This window comes from Paenibacillus sp. Soil766 (genome assembly GCF_001428105.1).
Taxonomy (GTDB): Bacteria; Bacillota; Bacilli; order Paenibacillales; family NBRC-103111; genus Paenibacillus_E.
Window position 1 is genome coordinate 14,857 of record NZ_LMSJ01000058.1, and the last position, 18,980, is coordinate 33,836.

Genomic DNA, 18,980 nt, shown 5'->3' on the forward strand with positions numbered 1-18,980 from the left:
ACGCCAATTCCCCACTCCATTGGACCAGTTAGGACTTAACTATTTAGCTAAGTTTGACCCCACCAACGAGAGCAGCAGCAAAAATTATATTTGTTATCTTCTTCCCTATTGGATGAAAGACATCTGCAAGCTACCTGAAGAGTCGTTTAACAAACTTTCCCTTGCGAATGTCTTCGTCATGCTGTACTACTTTATACAAGATGATATTATGGATGCTAGCAAAGGGGAACACGTGAGCAAGCTGCCACTCGCCAACTTATTTTATGTCCAATTCCTTTCCATTTATCGAGCGCTATTTCCTTCAAATTCCCCTTTCTGGGACTATTATGATACCTACATCCTAGAATGGTCGAAAAGTGTCACAAATGAACAGCAATCCGATTATTTCCACGAGGACAAATTTCAAATTGCCAAGAAAGCTAGTCCTGTTAAAAATGCCAGCACGGGAGCTCTACTACTTGCCAACCAAGCTGACCTCATTCCTGTAGTTACAATAGCAGTTGAACAAACGCTTGTAACACTTCAAATGTTGGATGACTGGTCAGATTGGGAAGAGGATATTGAGGATGGATCGTATAATTGCTTATTAGCAGCTATCCGCAAGCAATTGCAGCTGTCTGCAGGTGATGTCCTTACACCTGAAATGGTCAAACAGCAACTCTATGTCCATGATTTCTTCATCGATTACGGCAAGACTGCTGACACCCACCACGAGCACCTGCTAAGCTTGTTTGTAGGCATGGACCAGCTGCTGGCCTTCCATGATTCTCTCGTGCAAAACATCCATCGTTTGGCCCACGAAGTCAAAGAACGAAGAGCAACTTTAGTCTCTGGTGGATTTTACTATTTCTTGTCTAATTCTGATAGATTTTGATAGATTAATAGAGATGAACATGATATACTTCTATTTGTAGGAAAAATTACCCAAATGACTAGGAGTGATTACAAATGTCCACAAATGAAAGCGTAAAAGCCAAAATTATTCAAAAAGCTTGGGAAGACGAAGCGTTCAAACAACAACTTCTAGACAATCCAAAAGCTGCGCTGAAGCAAGCATTTAACATTACACTTCCTGATGACATCAAGGTTAAAGCTGTTGAAGAAACATCGACAGAATTTGTTCTAGTAATCCCTACTAACCCAGCTAAAATTCTTGTAACATCCAATGCTGTAGAAGCACTGTGGTAAAATAATAAAGGTGTCCCGCAAATCCAGCGGAACACCTTTTCTTTAATTTACCACCACTTTGGGAAATCGAATAATAACCTCAGTACCCAAGTATTTTTGACTTTTAAACTCGATATGACCCTTCATAATCTCGATCAGTCTGAACGTAACCATTAAACCTAGACCAGTACCCTTCGTCTTCGTTGAATAATAGGGCTCGCCTAGTTTTGCTAGCTGCACGGGCTCGATCCCCTCACCATTATCCTTGATATGGATGAATATCTCATCATTCTTTTCATAAGCCCAAATATGAATTTGTCCATCGACTTGAAACGCTTCGATACTATTTTTGATAATGTTGATTAAAATTTGCTTGAGCTTCGAGGAATTTCCATTAATATGTAAATCTGATGGAACATTAACTATAATTCGTCCACCGTTAAGCGTGGCCAAGGGTACGATAATACCCTCAATTTGATTAATTTCCTTGCTCACATTCAATTGCACGATCTCATCCAACTGAGGCTTCGCGAACGTTAAGAAATCTGTAATAATGACAGAAGCTCGATCCAGTTCTTCAATCGCAATAGTCATATACTCCTTATTCTTATCATCCGTTCTAGCGGCAACTAGTTGTAGAAACCCTCTGGTAACCTGTAATGGATTCCTAACTTCATGGGCGACCGATGCCGCTAAGGAACTAATCATCTCCATTTTCTCGGAAAGCTGCAGCTGATGGTTATAAAATTCCAGTTCTTTCGAATAGTTCGACATCTGCTCCTGATTAATTGCGAAACGCCTGCCTAAGATGACAATGAGCGCTATAATAAAGCCCACCACACCAAATTTCCAAAGGAAGAATTGATACTTTTGATTATTTGCATAGTAAATGATCAGGTCAAACATCCCCATTAAAGCGAGTATGGCGAAGCCTGAGGAGAAAATAACCGCCTCTTTGTTCCCCCGTAATACGAAATAAATGGAAACCCCAATAATTAGAATAAATTGAATGATCATAATTGTACTTAACAAGGTAAGTGTGAAAAATACATAAGTATCCATAAATCGATAATGATTGAGATGATTAAATACCATAAAGATAATAGTGAAAACCGAATAACCTATCTGAAATTTACGGAAAAGTCGGATCCATTTAAAGTTGCCATTATCAAAGATTTTCTCAAAAAAGTAAGTAAGTGCCGGTAGAAATATTGCCAGAGATATGTCGAAAACATCCAAGAATACGTCCCCAAAACCAGTGAAATTAGCATAGATAAAGGGTGTATATCCGAGAAAAATCATTCCAAGTGTAAGTATAATCAAACAAAGTGAAATCCAGCTAGCTTGCTGTATTTGTTTAAGAAACAAGGAACATATAAGCATGATAGCAGCAATAAAAAGAAAGGCACACCCGAGAATAATACTTTGCAAATCCTGGAGTATGTATGCGCGTGTTAAGGATTCAAAATGATCTATTCGAACATCCGAATGGATGCCAAGTCGGTCCATGGAAGTTTGGAGCTTTAAATAAACAGCTTTCCCACCGTCTTCCGTGCTAAGAGGAAATAAACTTCGTTGTTCATCAACTGGAAAGTCAAATTTAATCTCGCGAATAAGTTGATCATCCATGTAGACTAACAACTGTTGTGCATATATCCCATCAATATACATGCCATAGTCTTTCGGAAGTTGTTTCGGAAGTTGAATGCGAATCCAAACCGTGGATATCTTTTCTGGTTTATCCGGCATTTCTGCTCCACTCTCAATCGTCATCCACTGCTCTTTATCTGACAAAGTTATGATATCTTGAATCCTATCATTGGGCCCCCCCCACTTCAGCTCCCAGTTTGGAATCGTTTTCACACCATCTGGTTGCTCAGCCATCACATGATTAGCCGTAAATAGTAGACCAATGATGATAACTAACGCCATTTTCCAACGCAAATGATATTTTTGAAGCCATTGTTGCATGTATTCACCTTCCCCCCGGATTCCTGTAAGTAATTTACATTTAATGAATTCGACGGTGTTATGTGCTTTCCTTCTTAACAAAGTAAACATTATACAAACAAAAAGAACCGCTCACCGTATTCCAACAGGCGAACGGTTCTAAATTGTCAGTGATCCAAAACGCACATCTAGCCTACAGCTTCAAGCGATACATCGCTTTGTTTTCCAACCCGCGGATCATCGGCGTCCAAGACTCGGACTCTGGTGTAACGAGCAGCGTGTCCTCGACCATTTGCAACTTCGCATCCATCGAGTCGATGTAATGTAGAGCGACAGCCTCCGGCAGTTGCGGCAGCACAGGACTTCCCCACTCCGGCAAGTTGTGGTGGGAAAGGACAATATGCTGTAATCCAATGACGAGGTCTGATTGAAGATCTAACCCAAGGTGCAGAGCAGCCTCCGTAATCCAGTTGGACGCCATGGAGATGTGGCCCAACAACTTCCCTTGCACGCTATAATCGGATACGATGCCGAGCTGCGCGATCATTTCTTCTGGCTTCGCGATATCATGAAGGATAATGCCTGCTTTGATCAAGTCCGCATTGAGAAATGGCCGCTGCTTGCAAATAAACTCACCAAGCTCCAGCATCCGCACGATGTGATAAGCAAGCCCTGCGAAATACGCATGGTGATGCGTCTTAGCCGCTGGATAGTGGTCCAGCTTATCCCCGACCTTCGCCACGCAAAACGAGACGATAGACTGAATTGTTGGATTCGTAATACTCGCCAACACCCCATTAATCGTGTGAATCAGATCCGCTGGATTGATCGGCGCAGAGCGGATAAAATCAGTGATTTGCACACCATCCTCTGGCCGCGCTTTGCGAATCTTCCCAACCTTCACTTGCAATCGTTCACGATACAACTGAACAAGTCCCTGCACTTTCACTAAGGTCATCGGAAAAAAAGTCTCTTTATCTGCAGTGCTGACATCCCACATTTTGGCGGATACCTGTCCGCTAGCATCACAGAGTACAATATCCATGAAATCTTTGGCAGGTGTCGTATTCGTCTGTTTAATTTCCAGCTCTTTAATTAAGTAAAAGCCCGTAAATTCATCTGGTGCTTGCATATTTTTAATTAATGTCATGTATGTGCCTCCAATAATCAATAGGAACATTATACTACGAAATGCACCTAATTGATTAGTTCATACCTAGAAATTTATACCGTATCCCTCTCCTTATCCGTTTCTATGAGTAATCCGGCTTCTGTTTGGAAGGTAATGTCAATCACCGTGCCATATCCCACCTTACTCCGAATGTGAAAACGATGCTTATTCCCGAACGTGAGCTGAAGCCGTTTACTCGTATTAAACAGACCAATATGCTCGACTTGATCCTCCGCTTTCAACATTTTCCTAAGCTCCAACAGCTTCACTCTCGTCATTCCAACACCTGTGTCCAATATCGAAATCGCTATGACAGTGCCGCGAGCTCTCATTCGAATTCGGATATAGCCGAAGCGCTCACTTTCTTTAATCCCATGATAAATGGCATTCTCAACAAGCGGCTGCAGCATCAGCTTCATTACCTTATGATGTGTGATCGCCTCGTCGTATTCCCAAATGATTTGAAATTTCGATTTGTAGCGAATTTTGAGAATTTCAATATAATTGCTCGTATGATAAATCTCCTCGGCTAGCGTTACCATTTTATTCCCCTGGCTAATCGAATACTGCACAACCTCTGACAAATAGTCAATCATCTGGCTCACTTCGTTATGCCCGCCGGTTAGGCCCATCGATTTCCAGAAGATCGTTCGCAGCGTATTCGCCAAGAAATGAGGATTAATATTGGATTGCAGCGCCATCATTTCCATCGCTTGCAGCCTATATTTCTTCTCCGACAGCTGAATTTTCAAATAGCTTTGTTCAATGAAGGATTTAATCATATTTTGCAGGATAAAACTGTACTCATCTGTTATCTTAACCGTCAACTCTGGGATCGGCAGTCCCCGTTCTGCCTTGTCAATCGTAAGTAAGATCGTTACGAGATTGTTATAATTTTTCCGCGACACATAGTAAGCAAGAACAAATCCCAGGATCAGGGAGACTATGAGCAGTGTAAACGTCACATACATGAGTTTAATGGGCAGCTGATAGAAATACTTTTCCTGCGAAACGGTCACATACGTCATCGGATATTGGGAAGAAGCAATACTCGATATAATGTATCGTTCATTCGAAGTCGTCTTCTCATAGAAGTCCGAAGGAAGCTGACTCGCGTCCAGCAGTTTACTGACATCCAGCTCCTCTTCATTCGAGCTCGCAATAATCTCACCGCCGGCATTCAGAAGAAAAATAGCTTGATGTGGCAGGTATAAGAAATCCCTCATTACCTTCTCTATATCATCCTTCTTAATATTCATCACAAGGCAGCCATCAGGCTTCGTTGAGCCAGGCGCATATATTTTTTTGTAAATCGTCACGACCGGCGTTTCAGTTTTATCAAAAGAGAATCTCTTAATGGATCTATTTTCAATAATAAGATTGCCTTCGACTGTCATCGCGTTCGCAGTCCGGTACCACGTAGTGTCATAGAACTGAGCAATACTCGTAATCCCCTCATTGGAGGCAAGGAAGTTCCCTTTGTCATTGGAAAAGTACAGGTAGATCGAATGGATATAAGGTTTAATATTCGCTGGGGAATTCATCATACTCATGAATGTTCCATAAGCCTCGATGTCATAAGGATTCAATTCTTCATTTCGCAAAACAGACTTCAGCTTTTGAATCAATCGTGCATTGTAGTTAAACGTATAATGCAGCGATTCCTGCTCATTAAAAAGCAATTCAATTGTACTTTTCGTTTGTTCAAGCGTTTTATAATTGGATGTGTTGACTTCTTTCTTGATATAACGCTGCGTCGTAATAATCGAAAATGTCCCCAGAATGATCAGTGGAATCAATAAAGGAATCATTAAGCGAATAAGGCTTTTGATAAAAAACTTTTTCCTCATTTCATTTCCCTCTTATTACGATAATCCCTCGGGTTCATCCCGTAGTAGTTCTTGAACGCCCTTGTGAAATTGAAAGCATTGCTATAGCCGACCATTTCGCTGATTTCATACGTTTTATATTGAATGTCATCCAGGAACTGTGCCGCTCGCTGCATGCGAACCTGCGTTAAGTATTCAGAGAAAAGAATGCCTGCGTGTTTTTTGAAAAACTTACTCAAATAATCGGGGTTTAGATTCACGATTCGCGCCAGATCCTCCAAGGTCACATGCTGATAGTTCTGCTCCACGTGCTCTTTAATCGTATGGATCATCTTATCGGCAAAATTAGATAGATCTTCCGACTGACTCCTCGCTTGCAGTGAGGGTGCCGCTTGGTTCAGACTGTCCAGTTCTGTCTTAATTGTCGTGAATACACGTACCAGTTCATTAAAATTCGTGGATTTCAGAATATACCGTTTCACACCAACCTCTATTGCCTTTTGAGCATAATCGAAATCTTTGTATGCACTGAAGAAGATAATATTAATCTTGGGATAATGGACACTAAGTTCTGCCGCTAGATCAACCCCTGACATGATGGGCATTCGGATATCACACAAGACAACGTCTACTGGATTATTTCGGATAAACGAATAAGCTTCTTTCCCATTCTCCGCATCACCTACGACCTGAAATCCAATAGAGTCCCAAGGGAAAAATTTACATAGTCCATTTCTTATTTCAAAATCATCATCCACAATTAGCAATCTGTACATAGTAACCCCCATGCCTAAGTTCTTCATCTCTTACTTCGCCATTATTTAAGCGCTTCCAAAACTATTAATATCCCCCTACTAACTGCCATACCTACCGAACATAGCCATTGCAAAGACTATACAGCACGCTTCCCTTCTCGTCCATATCCTCAAACGACATGATTATACGCATCATCCGACATCCCCTTTAAAACGATCCATCTAGATATATGTAAGAAAATGAAAGATGGACACAATGATTTGAATTTGGGATGCTCACCTCGTGTATTCACTCTATTATAGTAAATATCCCTGATCTTTGTAGCACCGGAATATTCAGAAAAGGTTCAATATATCCAGATGCTCTTGTTACAACTGCTTAGGCGAATGGAGATCGCGATTTCGCCCGAGATAGTCGAATAGGGGATGCTGCGCCAAGTATTCTCTCCTGGTGCTGCATCCCCTGTATTCCAAACCTTAACCCTTCAAACCGGTTGTCGCGATGCCTTCTACGAAGTATTTTTGAGCAAAGAAAAAGATCATTACACAAGGCACAATCGCCACGATGGACATCGCCATCACTTCATTCCACATTGCGGCTGAGCTGACATCCAGTGACATTCGGAGCCCGAGCGCCAGGGTAAATTTTTTCACACTATTGATGTAAATCAAGGAATTGAAGAAGTCATTCCATGTCCAGATGAACTGAAATATTGCTGCTGAGAATAACGCCGGCTTACATAATGGGAGTAGGATTCGGGTCAGAATCGAGAACGAATTGCACCCGTCTATCGTCGCCGACTCGTCTAATTCCCTCGGCAATCCTCTGAAAAATTGCACCAACATGAAGATAAAAAATGGATAGCAAGCGAAGAGCGCTGGGATCGTAAAGGGTAAATAACTATTCAACCAACCGAATTCTTTAAACAAAATATAGCGCGGAATAATGATAACCGCATTGGGAAGCATGAGCGTCGAGATCATGATCGCGAACAACACGTTCTTCAGTGGAAAGGTGAATCGTGCGAAGCCATAGGCCACAACGGTGCTGGAAAGCAGTGTAAACAGTACGACAGGGACAACCATTTTGATCGTATTGAATAGAAACACACCGAACGTAAATTGCCCGCTTCCCTGCCAGCCCTTGGCATATGAATTCCAAATGACATGTTTAGGAAAAAGACTGAGCGTCCCGAAGATCTCATTATTCGCTTTGAACGAGGCAAAAAACAGCCAAATGAGCGGATACACCATCATTAATCCGAAAATCGTGAGGAAAGCAATGTTGAGAACACGCTTCATTCTTACGCCTGCTAGCGTCATTTCCGGTCACCTCCGTCCTCGTAGTAAGTCCAATGCTTGGAGGACTTGAACGTTACCAATGTCACAATCAAAATAATAATAAATAATATCCATGAGAGCGCGGAGGCATACCCCATTTTATAAAACTTAAAGCCTTCGTCATACAGCTTGAGTGCAAACAAATACGTTGAATTCATTGGACCGCCATTGGTTACGACAAATGCTCCCGTGAAATCTTGGAATGCATTGACCATTTGCATGATGACATTAAAAAAAATAATTGGCGAGATGAGCGGCAGTGTTATCGTGAAAAACATTCTAAATTTGGATGCACCATCCACCCTGCATGCTTCATAGAGTTCATTGGGAACTTGCTTTAAGCCGGCCAGAAAAAGAACCATGGAGGATCCAAACTGCCAAACTGACAGCAAACTCAAGGTAAATAGCGCCATATTGGGACTTCCAAGCCAATCAACAGGCGGGATATGCATCGCTTTCAAGATGCCGTTCACCATCCCCTCCTTCATGAACAAAAATCGCCACAGAATAGAGACTGCCACACTCCCTCCAAGAATGGATGGTAGATAATAGACAGTCCGATAAAAGTTAATGAATTTCATATTCGTGTTCAGCATTAGAGCCACAAGTAGGGCAAAAACCAGCTTCATCGGAACAGAAATAACAACATACAGAAGTGTGATGATCAAGGAATGGTAGAAGGCAGTATCCTTCGTAAACATCGTGATATAGTTCTTGAGCCCAACAAAACTAGGCGTATTCGTAATGCTGTAATCCGTGAAGGAATAAATGAAGGATGAGGCGAAAGGGTACAGCTGAAAAATCAAGAAACCAATTAACCAAGGTGCGATATAAACGAGACCAATATTCATTTTAGTCAATTTAAGAAAGCTACTCATTCCGATTTCACCTGACTTTATGTGGAATAGAATAGGGTGATGTCTCGACTGGCACATCACCCTATCGGTTTATTTCAAGTCTTTGAATTTATCCTGTACACGTTGGATAAGCTGATCTGCACCCTTGTCAGGAGTAAGGCTACCATAGACAACCTTCTCACAAATATCACGGATGATGTCTGCAACCTCTGGATTGTTCTGGACAACCGGCGGTGGTGACGTCGGATTCTTCACAGCATTGTCTACCATTTTGGCAACATTGGGATCAATTTTATTTGCTTCAACCAACGTTTTCTTAGCAATCTCAGAAGTCGGTACAGAACGTGTATCTAAAAGGATGAGTGCAGCTTCTTTGCTATTCAATAGCCAGTTACTGAACTTCACAGCTTCTGCCGTGTTCGGTGACTTTTTGTTGACCGAAAGTATCATCGACGGTTTCGTCTTCACGCCTTGCGCCTTACCGTCCTTGGCAAATATCGGCATACCCACGGCGAATTTACCTTCGCCCGCAGCCGTTTTATACTTACTGACCGTTGAGGACCAATCGGATGTCATCCCGATTTCGGCATTGACCCACTTTGGATTTTGCTCCATTTTACCGCTGAACAGAGCCGCATCACCCAATGGCTGCGCAGCGCCGCTGTCAAATAACTTTTTCATCATCGTCAATGCCTCGGAGATGTCTTCCTTGGACGCTGTAATCGCAGGTTTATCCGATACCCAATATGTTCCGTTTTTGGAATATAAGTATTCACCTAGAATGAATTCACCTAACCCACCTGTTGTCGTACCTGGCTCCAGCGCGAATAGATAGTTCCCTTTGTTGGTCTGACTAATTTTCTGCCCTGACTCAATGAGCTTATCCCACGTCCAGACCGTGTCGGTGGAGAGACCATTTTTATCGAAAAAGGCTTTATTAATCATCGTCCCAAAACCATTCGTCCCCATCGGCAGTGAAACTAGCTTCCCATTCACGGAATCATATTCATCCAAAATCTTCTTCGGAAATTGGCTGAGATCAATCGCTGATTCTTTGCCTAAATCTACGAAAATATCACCTTGTGCAGATAGACTTGGCAGCCACGGGTAATCTAATTGCATTAGATCAGGAGCAGAGTTGCCAGCAATTTGCGTCATAATCTTTTGTTGGTAGCCTTCATAACCTTGGTACTCGCCTTCGATTTTCACATTCGGATTCAATTTAGTGTAAGCCTCAATTGCTGCTAAAGTTGCTTTATGTCTGGCATCGGATCCCCACCAAGCAAACCGTAGTGTCACAGGTTTTGCTTGCGCTTTAGGTGTCTCTGTACTTTGCGTTGGCTTCGTCGTCTCTACCGCTGCCTTCTCACTACTACATCCAACAACCGCGGAGACAAGTACCGTCATAATCCCCACACTGCCGAGCATTTTACCCCATTTTTTGTTCATATCCGCTTCCTCCTGAATGGTTTGTTCTACCTAATAAGAGAATATCATCCTGCACCTGGGAAATATATGACGCTGCCTTGATAAAAACTATCACAAATGAAGCGTTTACAGAGACATATCCATTATTGATAGGAACGAGCGCTGAAGGAGATAGGTTTCCCGATGCTGGCAGTTGACACGGCTAGGCATTGCTAAACTGGGCTTGTCCATTTGTCAATCAGCCAAGCACCTCAGAATCCTCCGAACTCAAGGATCGAGGCGCCTCATCTTCACCTATCACATGACATACTCACGAAAAACTTCATTCAAATACACATATTTGCTCGTTGGATATTTGAACCCGAGGAAGAAGCCGGAGAAATCGATCTGAACAGAAATCAGTCTCCGACTCGTTACTGTACTTCGTATCAAATAATTCAGCAAAGCCTCATTCTGCGTATTGATTGCCTTCACTATCAGTGCCGCGTAACTCGGATTGCAAATGATTTCCCGATAAAGGGGAATGACTGCCTTCGCAATCGCGCGATTAATCGTGGAACTGAACGTGAACTGCACTTGACCTGGGCGAATTGTCGTCCCATTCGTGATCACAAGATGTGGTTTCGGCAGCGGAAAATCGACAAACCACCCCACGCCATTCGACGCCAATGCCGAAAGTGGCTCTGAACCGATGACTGAGCGCAGTAATTTATTCATGCGTGCAATATCGGCTTCCCGCACGGCCTTCGCCCATTGGACGGAGAATGTAGGACTGCTCGCCAACTTGCGGTAGAAAGGCAACATGGCCTTAGCAACTTTACGGATGGCATACACGCGTTGTTGGATTGGCTTTGCCACGTGCAAGCTAGCTTTTCTTTTGATTTTAACCAGTCGCTGAACCGTTCCGTATATATTCATCTGTATATACACTCCCCCAATCACCCTATAGAGTAAACTATTGCTTATGTCGGTGGGTGGTGTGGGCTTCTGCATTCGTTCAGAAAATCCCAGTATTTAACTGTAAAAAATCCATTTATTCTAGCGCAGAGGCACATTACGAAACTCCAATACGATTAATTCACTTTCCTGACCTAGCACAACTCGTAACCAACATGCCATACATCAGCAAGCTATATGAAATAACAGGAAGCTTATTCCCCCAAGTTAATTCTGGCGCACCAAAAAAAGTCTGCTTGAGCATATGCTCAGGCAGACTTTTCAAACTTCAAACACCCTCATAAACGCCTCACCATTACCTCGTCACGCGTCTCATTCCAATCCCAATGGCAGCCTAATTCTTCCGCAAGTTTCGCCCAGCTTACGAGCACGAAATTGTTCAGCACTTGCACCTCTGCCGAAGAAATCGTTCCCGTCCTTCCCATAAACGTATATTGAATACGCTTATTCTCTTCATCATATGTAGCATCACCTTGGCCTAGCTTCTTGAACGTTTGACTGAGCGGCACCCAGGGGATGCCTCCAATGACAATTGGCTTGATCCCGTTGTATGTGATTGCTTGACCCTCAAGGCTGATTCGGATAAAAGGCAAATGATGTGCAATTTTGTTGCCTTTCAGCAATGTAATCCTTCCATTGTCCAACTCTGCTCGCTCCACCTCTGAGAGATGAGCAATTTTGTCCTTCGCGACCTGATCATGCAGCTTGATCTGATAGGTCTTCTCCATCCGCTTATGCAGCCGAGCGATTTCCTCTGGGGTCGTCGACTTCAAGCTTCTTCCCTGCAACTGCGCCATCAACACACCTATGGTCTCCCCAGCCATTGCCCCATTCGGCTGAATTCTTGCACTTCCGTAGGCCACAGCTGTTGCACCAACCAGCTTCCCCGCGGTTATGACGTTGTCGTAATCTTGAAGCAAATAACTTCGCAGCGGCATCCCATATTTATCCGGGCGACCAATAGCTAGTCCCTCCCGATTAGAGCGTGAGCCTTGAATGTCCATGAAATACCCTCCAACACTGACGTTATCCCAGAACATCCTGCCGCTCATTAAATCCGATGCCTGCAACACGTATTCCGTTGGGTAATGGTTAAATTCTCGGACGTACAGATCGTTCGGCTCTCCGCCTAGTTCCAGCTTCTCGAAGCCAGCCATATGTTTGCGTAGATGATCGCGTATGAAAGGCATTTCTTCTTTCGCAAGCTGCATCCCCCGTTCGATTGTTTCCTCCCGGCTTGGATCGATGCCATATACCTGAAGCGCGTTAATTATGATTTCGCCGTTACCTTGATTAAGAATGTTCAATCCTCGGAGATTAAGTTCATTCTTGTTGTGGAGTTCATAGGACGATACGATTGGCGGAAACCCATATGCGATGTGCGAATTCACATAGCTTTCGGGCCCGAATGTATGAGCACGTTCGATCTTCGTCATTTTCCAAAACTGAGTTTGAAACTTGTCCCAATCGACTCCCTTAAATTTCATCATATACGTGCCACTCATATATTCGCGTTCTTTGCTCTCATATAGTGCCTCCAACCCTGGAAGCGGCTGAACATCAAGCTTGCGAATCAACGCAGCGTCATCCGAATTATCAACAAGATAAGAAGGATTCACCATTCTCTTTTTCCCATCACCGTCTTGATAGGCGAGAGAAATGACCTTATTGCCTGTCACTTTCAAGTCTTCAAGCACGATATTTTTCTCAACGGGGATGCCTTCAATAAGCTTGTGAAAATAATGGGCAAAATCGGTCTTGTTGCGGATACTTCCTTGTGTATACTGTTGGAAAAGCTCCTTCATGCCGCCTTGCATGAGCTGAGTGCCTTCATCATCATAGGTGCCATCCAGATAGAGCATCTCACCCTGAATGAGTTGCCCGCCTAAACGCCCTTTCGTTTCGAGGATTAATACGTCGAGCCCTTCCTTTTTTGCCTTTTGAGCAAGATACATGCCTTCTAATTCTGTACCCATGACAACCACATCTGGCTGAAAGGTCGAATGCGTATGCAGGGTAAATCCCCCATCGCTGTCTCGGAGCAGTCCCAAGTAGCCTAACACTCCGCCAGCAATCGTAAGAAGTACGAGGATACCGAAAATCAATGCCGATTTCATATGACTAATTAGCCAATTTTTCAAAAAGTTCATCACCCTGTTGCATCGAATAAGTTCTCCCCCTTATTGTATGCATATTACAGAAAAAAACCAACAGGAAAATGGCCAGAAATGAAGACATCTAGGCGAAACTACGAAATAACAAAAAATGGGTCACCCGATTTCACAGCGAAATTGGATGACCCATTTTTTTATCGGTGGTTTATTCTTCTAGACCAGCCCCTGCTTGAAGCAATTGCATGATTGTCATCTGTAACAATTCGGGTTCATTGGCATAATTGTAAATACCAAGAAAAGCCTGAGATGCCTCTGGACTGCTGCCTATTAATTGATTTACCATGGATTGTTCAGGTGTAACGGGGGTATTCTTCGTTGTTTGGCACGCCAGGTGATAGCGAGACATCATTTTGGATTCCATCGCAGTCTGGTATTGATCAGCCATTTGGGACCAGTTCGTTCCCCAATCACTTGTTTCTGCTAAAGTGTCCCGCAACAAACGTGCACCATAGATCGCATCATGCATACCCTGCCCAACCGCAGGATCCTTGAATGAAAGGCTATCCCCCACGAGAGCCCATCCTGGGCCCATGCCTTGGAACCAATCATTGTCATAACCGAGTAGCCCTTTTATAGGCTCATCTAGCGAGGCTTCTCGCAGCCGCTCTGGGAATGTCGTGCTGGCGAACCCCTTGTCTACCAACTCACGCAACCCCGTCTCTGGATGATTTCGGAGCTTCTCGCTCCATTCTTTATCTTGCAAAGGAAACATAATCCCGATGACAACAAGATCATCGCTTGTAGGAAAAACAATAGCTATCTTGTCTTGGATTTTATAAAATTCCACACAGGGCTCGCCCTCTTGGCGAAAATTAGAAAAGTACCCCACATACGAGGCGAAATCAGTTGGAACCGCCATTTTCCTTTCACTGTTCACCAAATTCCGTATCGTTGAATTGCGGCCGTCGGCACCGACAACAAGCTTGGCAGTAAACTGCTCCACCCTGCCATCGCGCCCAATACCAGTAATCCCCGACACTGTATCTCCCTGATACAGCAACTCCGTGACTCGAAATCCTTCTAAAGCGGTAACGCGTTCTTGTCCACAGGCATGCCGGAATAGCACTTGATCCAAATATTTGCGACGCACACATAAACAATGTGTCTCCCCGTCAACTTCGGGAAATGCCCCATCCACGACCATATCATCCATTTGAATATATGCCCGTTTATACATTGGCGTGCCCGTCTGAAGCAATTGCTCCAATACACCCATCTCGCGGAGCATGGCTACTGAATTGTTAAAGAAATTATGCGTGGAGAGGATATCACTTGGAAATGTACTTCGATCCACGAGCAGCACCTCGTAACCGGCCTTCGATAATTCATAAGCTAGCGTTGAACCGGCAACTCGCGCACCGATAATAATGACATCATAGTTTTTTACTGACATTTTCTTCCTCCTTCAGACTGATTGCTTTCAGCTTATCAGAAGTAAAGGATGGAGCCATCCAACGAAGGATATATACGATGGTTATATCTTTTGCTCAAATTAATCGATGTTGATTCGCTTTCTGAATAGCTTGCGTTCTCCCGCTTACTTGGAGCTTGCTGTACACCCGGTGAAGATGAAGTTTGACTGTCCCTTGCGTAAGTCCTAATTTCTCTGCAATGTCCTTGTTGGACAATCCCGCTCCTAGGAGCTGCAGCACCTCTTTTTCACGAATCGTCAGCATAAATACGGAAGATGCTTCGCGAGAGTTTCCTCGTTCAGTTTGCCTTTTCTCCGCGGAAAGAGATCGAACGACTTGAAGATAGTGGATAGAGACCCCATCAGCCTGCACTTCAATCATGTATTTGTTCTTCCGCACATCCGCATATTGCTGCAACAAGGGTTTAATATCCCTATCGATAAAAATGCGAAGATAACCCTCCCGTTCACCCAGGATTAGAGCTTGATGCAGATGGATCATACTGGTATGTGGGTTGTTCATTTTCCCATGAATCTGCGAGAGTACTAAAAGAACTTCTAGCTCCGTCATGATTCGGCTGGAATTTCTAGCTTTCTTGAGTAGCTGCTCACACCAAGAAAGTGCTTCCTCCCCGTTTTCTTTAGCAAGTAACGCCTGAATATAAACCAGAAGCTCAAAGTCCTGGTCCCCATTAATTTCAATACGCCTGCTCCATGGTGACATTCTCATCCAGTGATTCACGGCATCCATCTCTCCGTTATCAAGTCGACAACGCGTCAGGAACGCCTGCAATAATCCGTGCCAATGTGAATGGAACTGATTCGTCATTTTAAGATAATCCAGCGCTTCGTGAATAATGGCTATCCCCTCATCTTTACCCTCTCTCTCCCAAATTATTTTCGACTGTACAATCATGGCAGGGACATAAGCCCCGATGACGTTATTCTGTTTAGCGATGCGGATGGCATCCTCAGCAAGTTGTAAAGCTGCCGATAATTGATTTTTTTCATAATAAACCTCACATAGAGCCGCCCGCTGATAAGCCGTGAACGGAAACGCGTGAAACCCATTCTTATCAATAAACTCACCATAAAATCGGTGATATCGCTCTGCCTTCTTGATTCGTCCACTATAGCCATAATAACTTCGGATGAGTGGAATGGTCCCGTCATTCAGCTCCATGCCTAAGCCAAATAACATAGGCAACCCTTCAATATTGGGGAGATTCTCATCCTCATACATCTCATTCAACAGGGAATAACATTGCTTGTAATCACCGAGCAGCATAGCTTGAAAATTTTTAACAACTTTCATATCTTCTCGTATGCCAATGTACTGCGAATCGTTCATACTATTGGGTGCATCAAGCTCCTTTTGCAACGTTTTCACGTGCTTACCCATCTGCTCTTGGTGACCCATGAACAGCTCCGTCCATATTTGAATGATCAGTATGCTCGGACGTTCTCGGATGGGAACAGGTAATTGGAGCAACCAACGATGCAAGGTGGTTAGTTCCCTTCTTTTCAACAGCTCGGTCGCAATAGTAAGAATGATCTCAGAGGCTTTATCAAACGCACCTGCTGCCAAAGCATGCTCTATAGCTTCACCTAAATAATTGTGCTTTACGAACCATTCGCAAGCTGCCCAATGCAAGGAAATAACTTCTTCCGGATAATGCTGATGAAGACGGCACCGTAAAAAATCAGCAAATAAGTGATGATATCGGAACCATTTGCCTTCAGCGTCCAAAGGAATGACAAACAAGCCCAATTTCTCCATTTCTTGCAATCGTCCTGTGTAAGCAGGCTCCCCCGTCAACTCCGCGCAGAGCTCTGCATTCATCCTCTCTAACAGAGACGTTTTTAATAAAAATGAACGAATTCCCTCGGGTAAGTGATCGAACACTTCCTCCATCAAATAATCAACAACATAGCGATGGTCTCCCTTAAAATGATGCAAGGCATCCTGTTGACCTGATAAATGGGATAATACAGCTAGTTGGATACCAGCAACCCATCCTTCTGTACGATCAGACAACAGTTGAAGCGAGGTTTCATTAGGTAAGTCCCCTGTTTGCCGATACCAGAATGTCGCTATTTCCTGTCCCGTAAATCTTAATTCTGAGAGGTTGATTTCATTAAGTTGACCTTGAACGCGTAATTGACCGAACGGGATTGGAGGTTGTTTACGACTGAGTATACACAAGTGGATCTGGGAGGGCATTCGCTCAATAAAAAACGCAACTAAACGATGTACCTCATCGGATTCAATCAGATGATAATCGTCTAGTACAAGCAGGATTGGATCAGGAATGTTAAATAAATCATTGATTAGCCAAGAAATCATTTGTTCAGGTGAAAACGATATTGCCTTCAGTAACGAAAACGATTTATGGCCAACTCCGGGACATATCCGATTTATTGCAGCAATGACATACGTCCAAAATCGGAGCAAATCATTCTCACCTTGATCTAATGAGACCCAACTTACAGGTGCTTGCCCTTGTAGAATCCATTGACTAACCATCGTCGTCTTACCGAATCCTGGTGGAGAAGTGACCACAGTCACTTTGCAATGCATCGCCCTAGACATTTTCTCCATCAAGTGTTCTCTGGTAACAAGATAAGAAGGCTGATGCGGAATATATAATTTCGTAGTAAGCAAGGGATAGTCGTCGAATAAAGATATACTTAATTCATCATTTGGTTTCTGACCTCGCACACACAGGTCCTCCTTTGGCGGATTCCCCACCCCTACATGAATACGGGGAAATACTCCTTATCATCATACCATTTAGTTAGATAAATTAGCATAATAATCCAGTAAAAAGCAACTAAAAAAGCCTGCCATATCTCCAATGCCCAGACGCGGGAGAGTTGAGGCAGACTTTCGTGGAACTCTTGCAAGCATTCCAGTACACATGTATAAGTGCGTTATTTCGCAGCAATTTGAGCCGCTGCTTCTTCGGCGAATTGAATTCGTAGTCGTTCTTTGCGCTCTTCGCGCTCTTGCGGTTTCATCCGTGGACACGTATAGCAATATTGCCCGCCTTCTGTCCGGTAGTACATACAACAGGCCGTCTTCATTTTAATTTTCGTATCAGGCTCTCCAGGTTTACCAGGGTAATCCAGATTCACAACTTTTACAAACAAGGGATTTCGAAGGCGACCGAATACCTCACCTTGTAACTCCGTTGTAACGAATACATGGTCCTCTTCATAACGAGCATGCCATTCTTCTGACGTATTCGTTTCTTTCCATTGTCCGAAAATAAACCGAAGGCGCATAGGTACAATTTTCCACAAATGCATAATGTCCATCTCTGCGGCGGCGGCTATCGCTTCGACAATTGGACGAATAGTCCCAGCATACCAGCGGGATAAGTGTTCTTCACGCCATTCGCTTCGAAGTCCGCACGATGGACCGCTCAATTTTCTTAATTCCTGAAGCACAATACGGAACTCGATGAATCCCTTCTCACTTCGATACATTTGCAGCGACCATAACGCAGGGGACAGATCAACTAATTCATCATGTGTCACCATATACTGCATCGCCGCATTCAGACTTCCGAGACGGCTGATCAAATAGGCGCCAGCAGCTGCGGGCTCGAGCGCTTTCATCAGTGGTGCGTAAGCAGCTAAGAGCTCTTGCATCCCTTTTTCCGTTAAAAGCAGCTGTCCTGCCATCGTAAAAAGCGGGTCCGGATGAGATTCCGTTGTAACTCCGTAATTTTCCGCTATATAAGCCTGAACCGATGTGCTCATATTCTTCTCTCCTTGTCGGCAATAACAATCCTTTTTTATTTGATTATACCATCATCAATAATGATTATCATTATTGATGATAAAAAAAGAACTCAGCACTCCCTTTCCTATTGCGATGATGGGATGCTCTTGGTTCTACGAGGATTTCAGACGTAACAAAAAGCCTGCATAA

The 18,980-nt window shown here is 43.6% G+C and carries 14 protein-coding genes; 2 read left to right on the plus strand and 12 right to left on the minus strand.

All coding sequences use genetic code 11. The features are described from left to right. The first annotated feature begins 19 nt into the window (after window positions 1-19). Both ASG89_RS31255 and ASG89_RS31260 read left to right on the plus strand, forming a co-directional pair. The gene (locus ASG89_RS31255; RefSeq protein WP_235549995.1) at window positions 20-874 is read left to right on the plus strand and encodes a hypothetical protein; all 855 of its coding nucleotides are present in this window, start codon (window positions 20-22) and stop codon (window positions 872-874) included. Between the two features lie 74 nt (window positions 875-948). Then, window positions 949-1,188, plus strand: a complete 240-nt coding sequence (locus ASG89_RS31260) for an NHLP leader peptide family RiPP precursor (protein ID WP_057315255.1) — start codon at window positions 949-951, stop codon at window positions 1,186-1,188. 42 nt (window positions 1,189-1,230) lie between these two features. Here ASG89_RS31260 and ASG89_RS31265 read toward each other — a convergent pair whose 3' ends face one another. The 12 genes from ASG89_RS31265 to ASG89_RS31320 all read right to left on the minus strand — a co-directional run bounded on the left by ASG89_RS31265 (window position 1,231) and on the right by ASG89_RS31320 (window position 18,808). Then, entirely contained in the window at window positions 1,231-3,138 is a 1,908-nt protein-coding gene (locus ASG89_RS31265; RefSeq protein WP_057315256.1) for a sensor histidine kinase, read from the minus strand. Between the two features lie 172 nt (window positions 3,139-3,310). Further along, entirely contained in the window at window positions 3,311-4,267 is a 957-nt protein-coding gene (locus tag ASG89_RS31270) for a 3'-5' exoribonuclease YhaM family protein (RefSeq protein WP_057315257.1), read from the minus strand. Window positions 4,268-4,341: 74 nt separating this feature from the next. Beyond that, a complete protein-coding gene (locus tag ASG89_RS31275) occupies window positions 4,342-6,138 on the minus strand; it encodes a sensor histidine kinase (protein ID WP_057315258.1) in 1,797 nt (598 codons plus the stop codon). After that, window positions 6,135-6,893 (minus strand): response regulator transcription factor, encoded by a 759-nt coding sequence (locus tag ASG89_RS31280; protein ID WP_057315259.1) that lies wholly within the window; start codon window positions 6,891-6,893, stop codon window positions 6,135-6,137. Before ASG89_RS31280 ends, ASG89_RS31275 begins: the two co-directional genes overlap by 4 nt. A 456-nt stretch (window positions 6,894-7,349) precedes the next feature. Further along, complete coding sequence (locus ASG89_RS31285; RefSeq protein ID WP_200963588.1) at window positions 7,350-8,195, minus strand: carbohydrate ABC transporter permease; 846 nt, start codon at window positions 8,193-8,195, stop codon at window positions 7,350-7,352. Beyond that, complete coding sequence (locus ASG89_RS31290; RefSeq protein WP_057315260.1) at window positions 8,192-9,091, minus strand: carbohydrate ABC transporter permease; 900 nt, start codon at window positions 9,089-9,091, stop codon at window positions 8,192-8,194. The genes ASG89_RS31285 and ASG89_RS31290 overlap by 4 nt, the downstream gene beginning before the upstream one ends. A gap of 69 nt (window positions 9,092-9,160) precedes the next feature. Next, window positions 9,161-10,519: an ABC transporter substrate-binding protein gene (locus tag ASG89_RS31295; RefSeq protein WP_057315261.1), complete on the minus strand. Its 1,359-nt coding sequence runs from the start codon at window positions 10,517-10,519 to the stop codon at window positions 9,161-9,163. A gap of 276 nt (window positions 10,520-10,795) precedes the next feature. Next, window positions 10,796-11,416: a hypothetical protein gene (locus ASG89_RS31300; protein WP_057315262.1), complete on the minus strand. Its 621-nt coding sequence runs from the start codon at window positions 11,414-11,416 to the stop codon at window positions 10,796-10,798. Window positions 11,417-11,733: 317 nt separating this feature from the next. Beyond that, window positions 11,734-13,596, minus strand: a complete 1,863-nt coding sequence (locus tag ASG89_RS31305) for an FAD-dependent oxidoreductase (protein ID WP_162259748.1) — start codon at window positions 13,594-13,596, stop codon at window positions 11,734-11,736. A 178-nt stretch (window positions 13,597-13,774) separates the two neighbouring features. Further along, a complete protein-coding gene (locus tag ASG89_RS31310; protein ID WP_057315264.1) occupies window positions 13,775-15,022 on the minus strand; it encodes an NAD(P)/FAD-dependent oxidoreductase in 1,248 nt (415 codons plus the stop codon). Between the two features lie 94 nt (window positions 15,023-15,116). Beyond that, window positions 15,117-17,762, minus strand: a complete 2,646-nt coding sequence (locus ASG89_RS38490) for a LuxR C-terminal-related transcriptional regulator (protein ID WP_057315265.1) — start codon at window positions 17,760-17,762, stop codon at window positions 15,117-15,119. 212 nt (window positions 17,763-17,974) lie between these two features. Next, a complete protein-coding gene (locus tag ASG89_RS31320; protein WP_057315266.1) occupies window positions 17,975-18,808 on the minus strand; it encodes a (2Fe-2S)-binding protein in 834 nt (277 codons plus the stop codon). Window positions 18,809-18,980 lie beyond the last annotated feature (172 nt).

Bases quoted from the DNA above. Each gene is read 5' to 3' on its own strand.
- ASG89_RS31270 (WP_057315257.1), bottom strand. From the start codon at position 4,267: ATGACATTAATTAAAAATATGCAAGCACCAGATGAATTTACGGGCTTT.
- ASG89_RS31275 (WP_057315258.1), bottom strand. From the start codon at position 6,138: ATGAGGAAAAAGTTTTTTATCAAAAGCCTTATTCGCTTAATGATTCCT.
- ASG89_RS31265 (WP_057315256.1), bottom strand. From the start codon at position 3,138: ATGCAACAATGGCTTCAAAAATATCATTTGCGTTGGAAAATGGCGTTA.
- ASG89_RS31310 (WP_057315264.1), bottom strand. From the start codon at position 15,022: ATGTCAGTAAAAAACTATGATGTCATTATTATCGGTGCGCGAGTTGCC.
- ASG89_RS31300 (WP_057315262.1), bottom strand. From the start codon at position 11,416: ATGAATATATACGGAACGGTTCAGCGACTGGTTAAAATCAAAAGAAAA.
- ASG89_RS31260 (WP_057315255.1), top strand. From the start codon at position 949: ATGTCCACAAATGAAAGCGTAAAAGCCAAAATTATTCAAAAAGCTTGG.
- ASG89_RS31290 (WP_057315260.1), bottom strand. From the start codon at position 9,091: ATGAGTAGCTTTCTTAAATTGACTAAAATGAATATTGGTCTCGTTTAT.
- ASG89_RS31280 (WP_057315259.1), bottom strand. From the start codon at position 6,893: ATGTACAGATTGCTAATTGTGGATGATGATTTTGAAATAAGAAATGGA.
- ASG89_RS31285 (WP_200963588.1), bottom strand. From the start codon at position 8,195: ATGACGCTAGCAGGCGTAAGAATGAAGCGTGTTCTCAACATTGCTTTC.
- ASG89_RS31295 (WP_057315261.1), bottom strand. From the start codon at position 10,519: ATGAACAAAAAATGGGGTAAAATGCTCGGCAGTGTGGGGATTATGACG.
- ASG89_RS31320 (WP_057315266.1), bottom strand. From the start codon at position 18,808: ATGAGCACATCGGTTCAGGCTTATATAGCGGAAAATTACGGAGTTACA.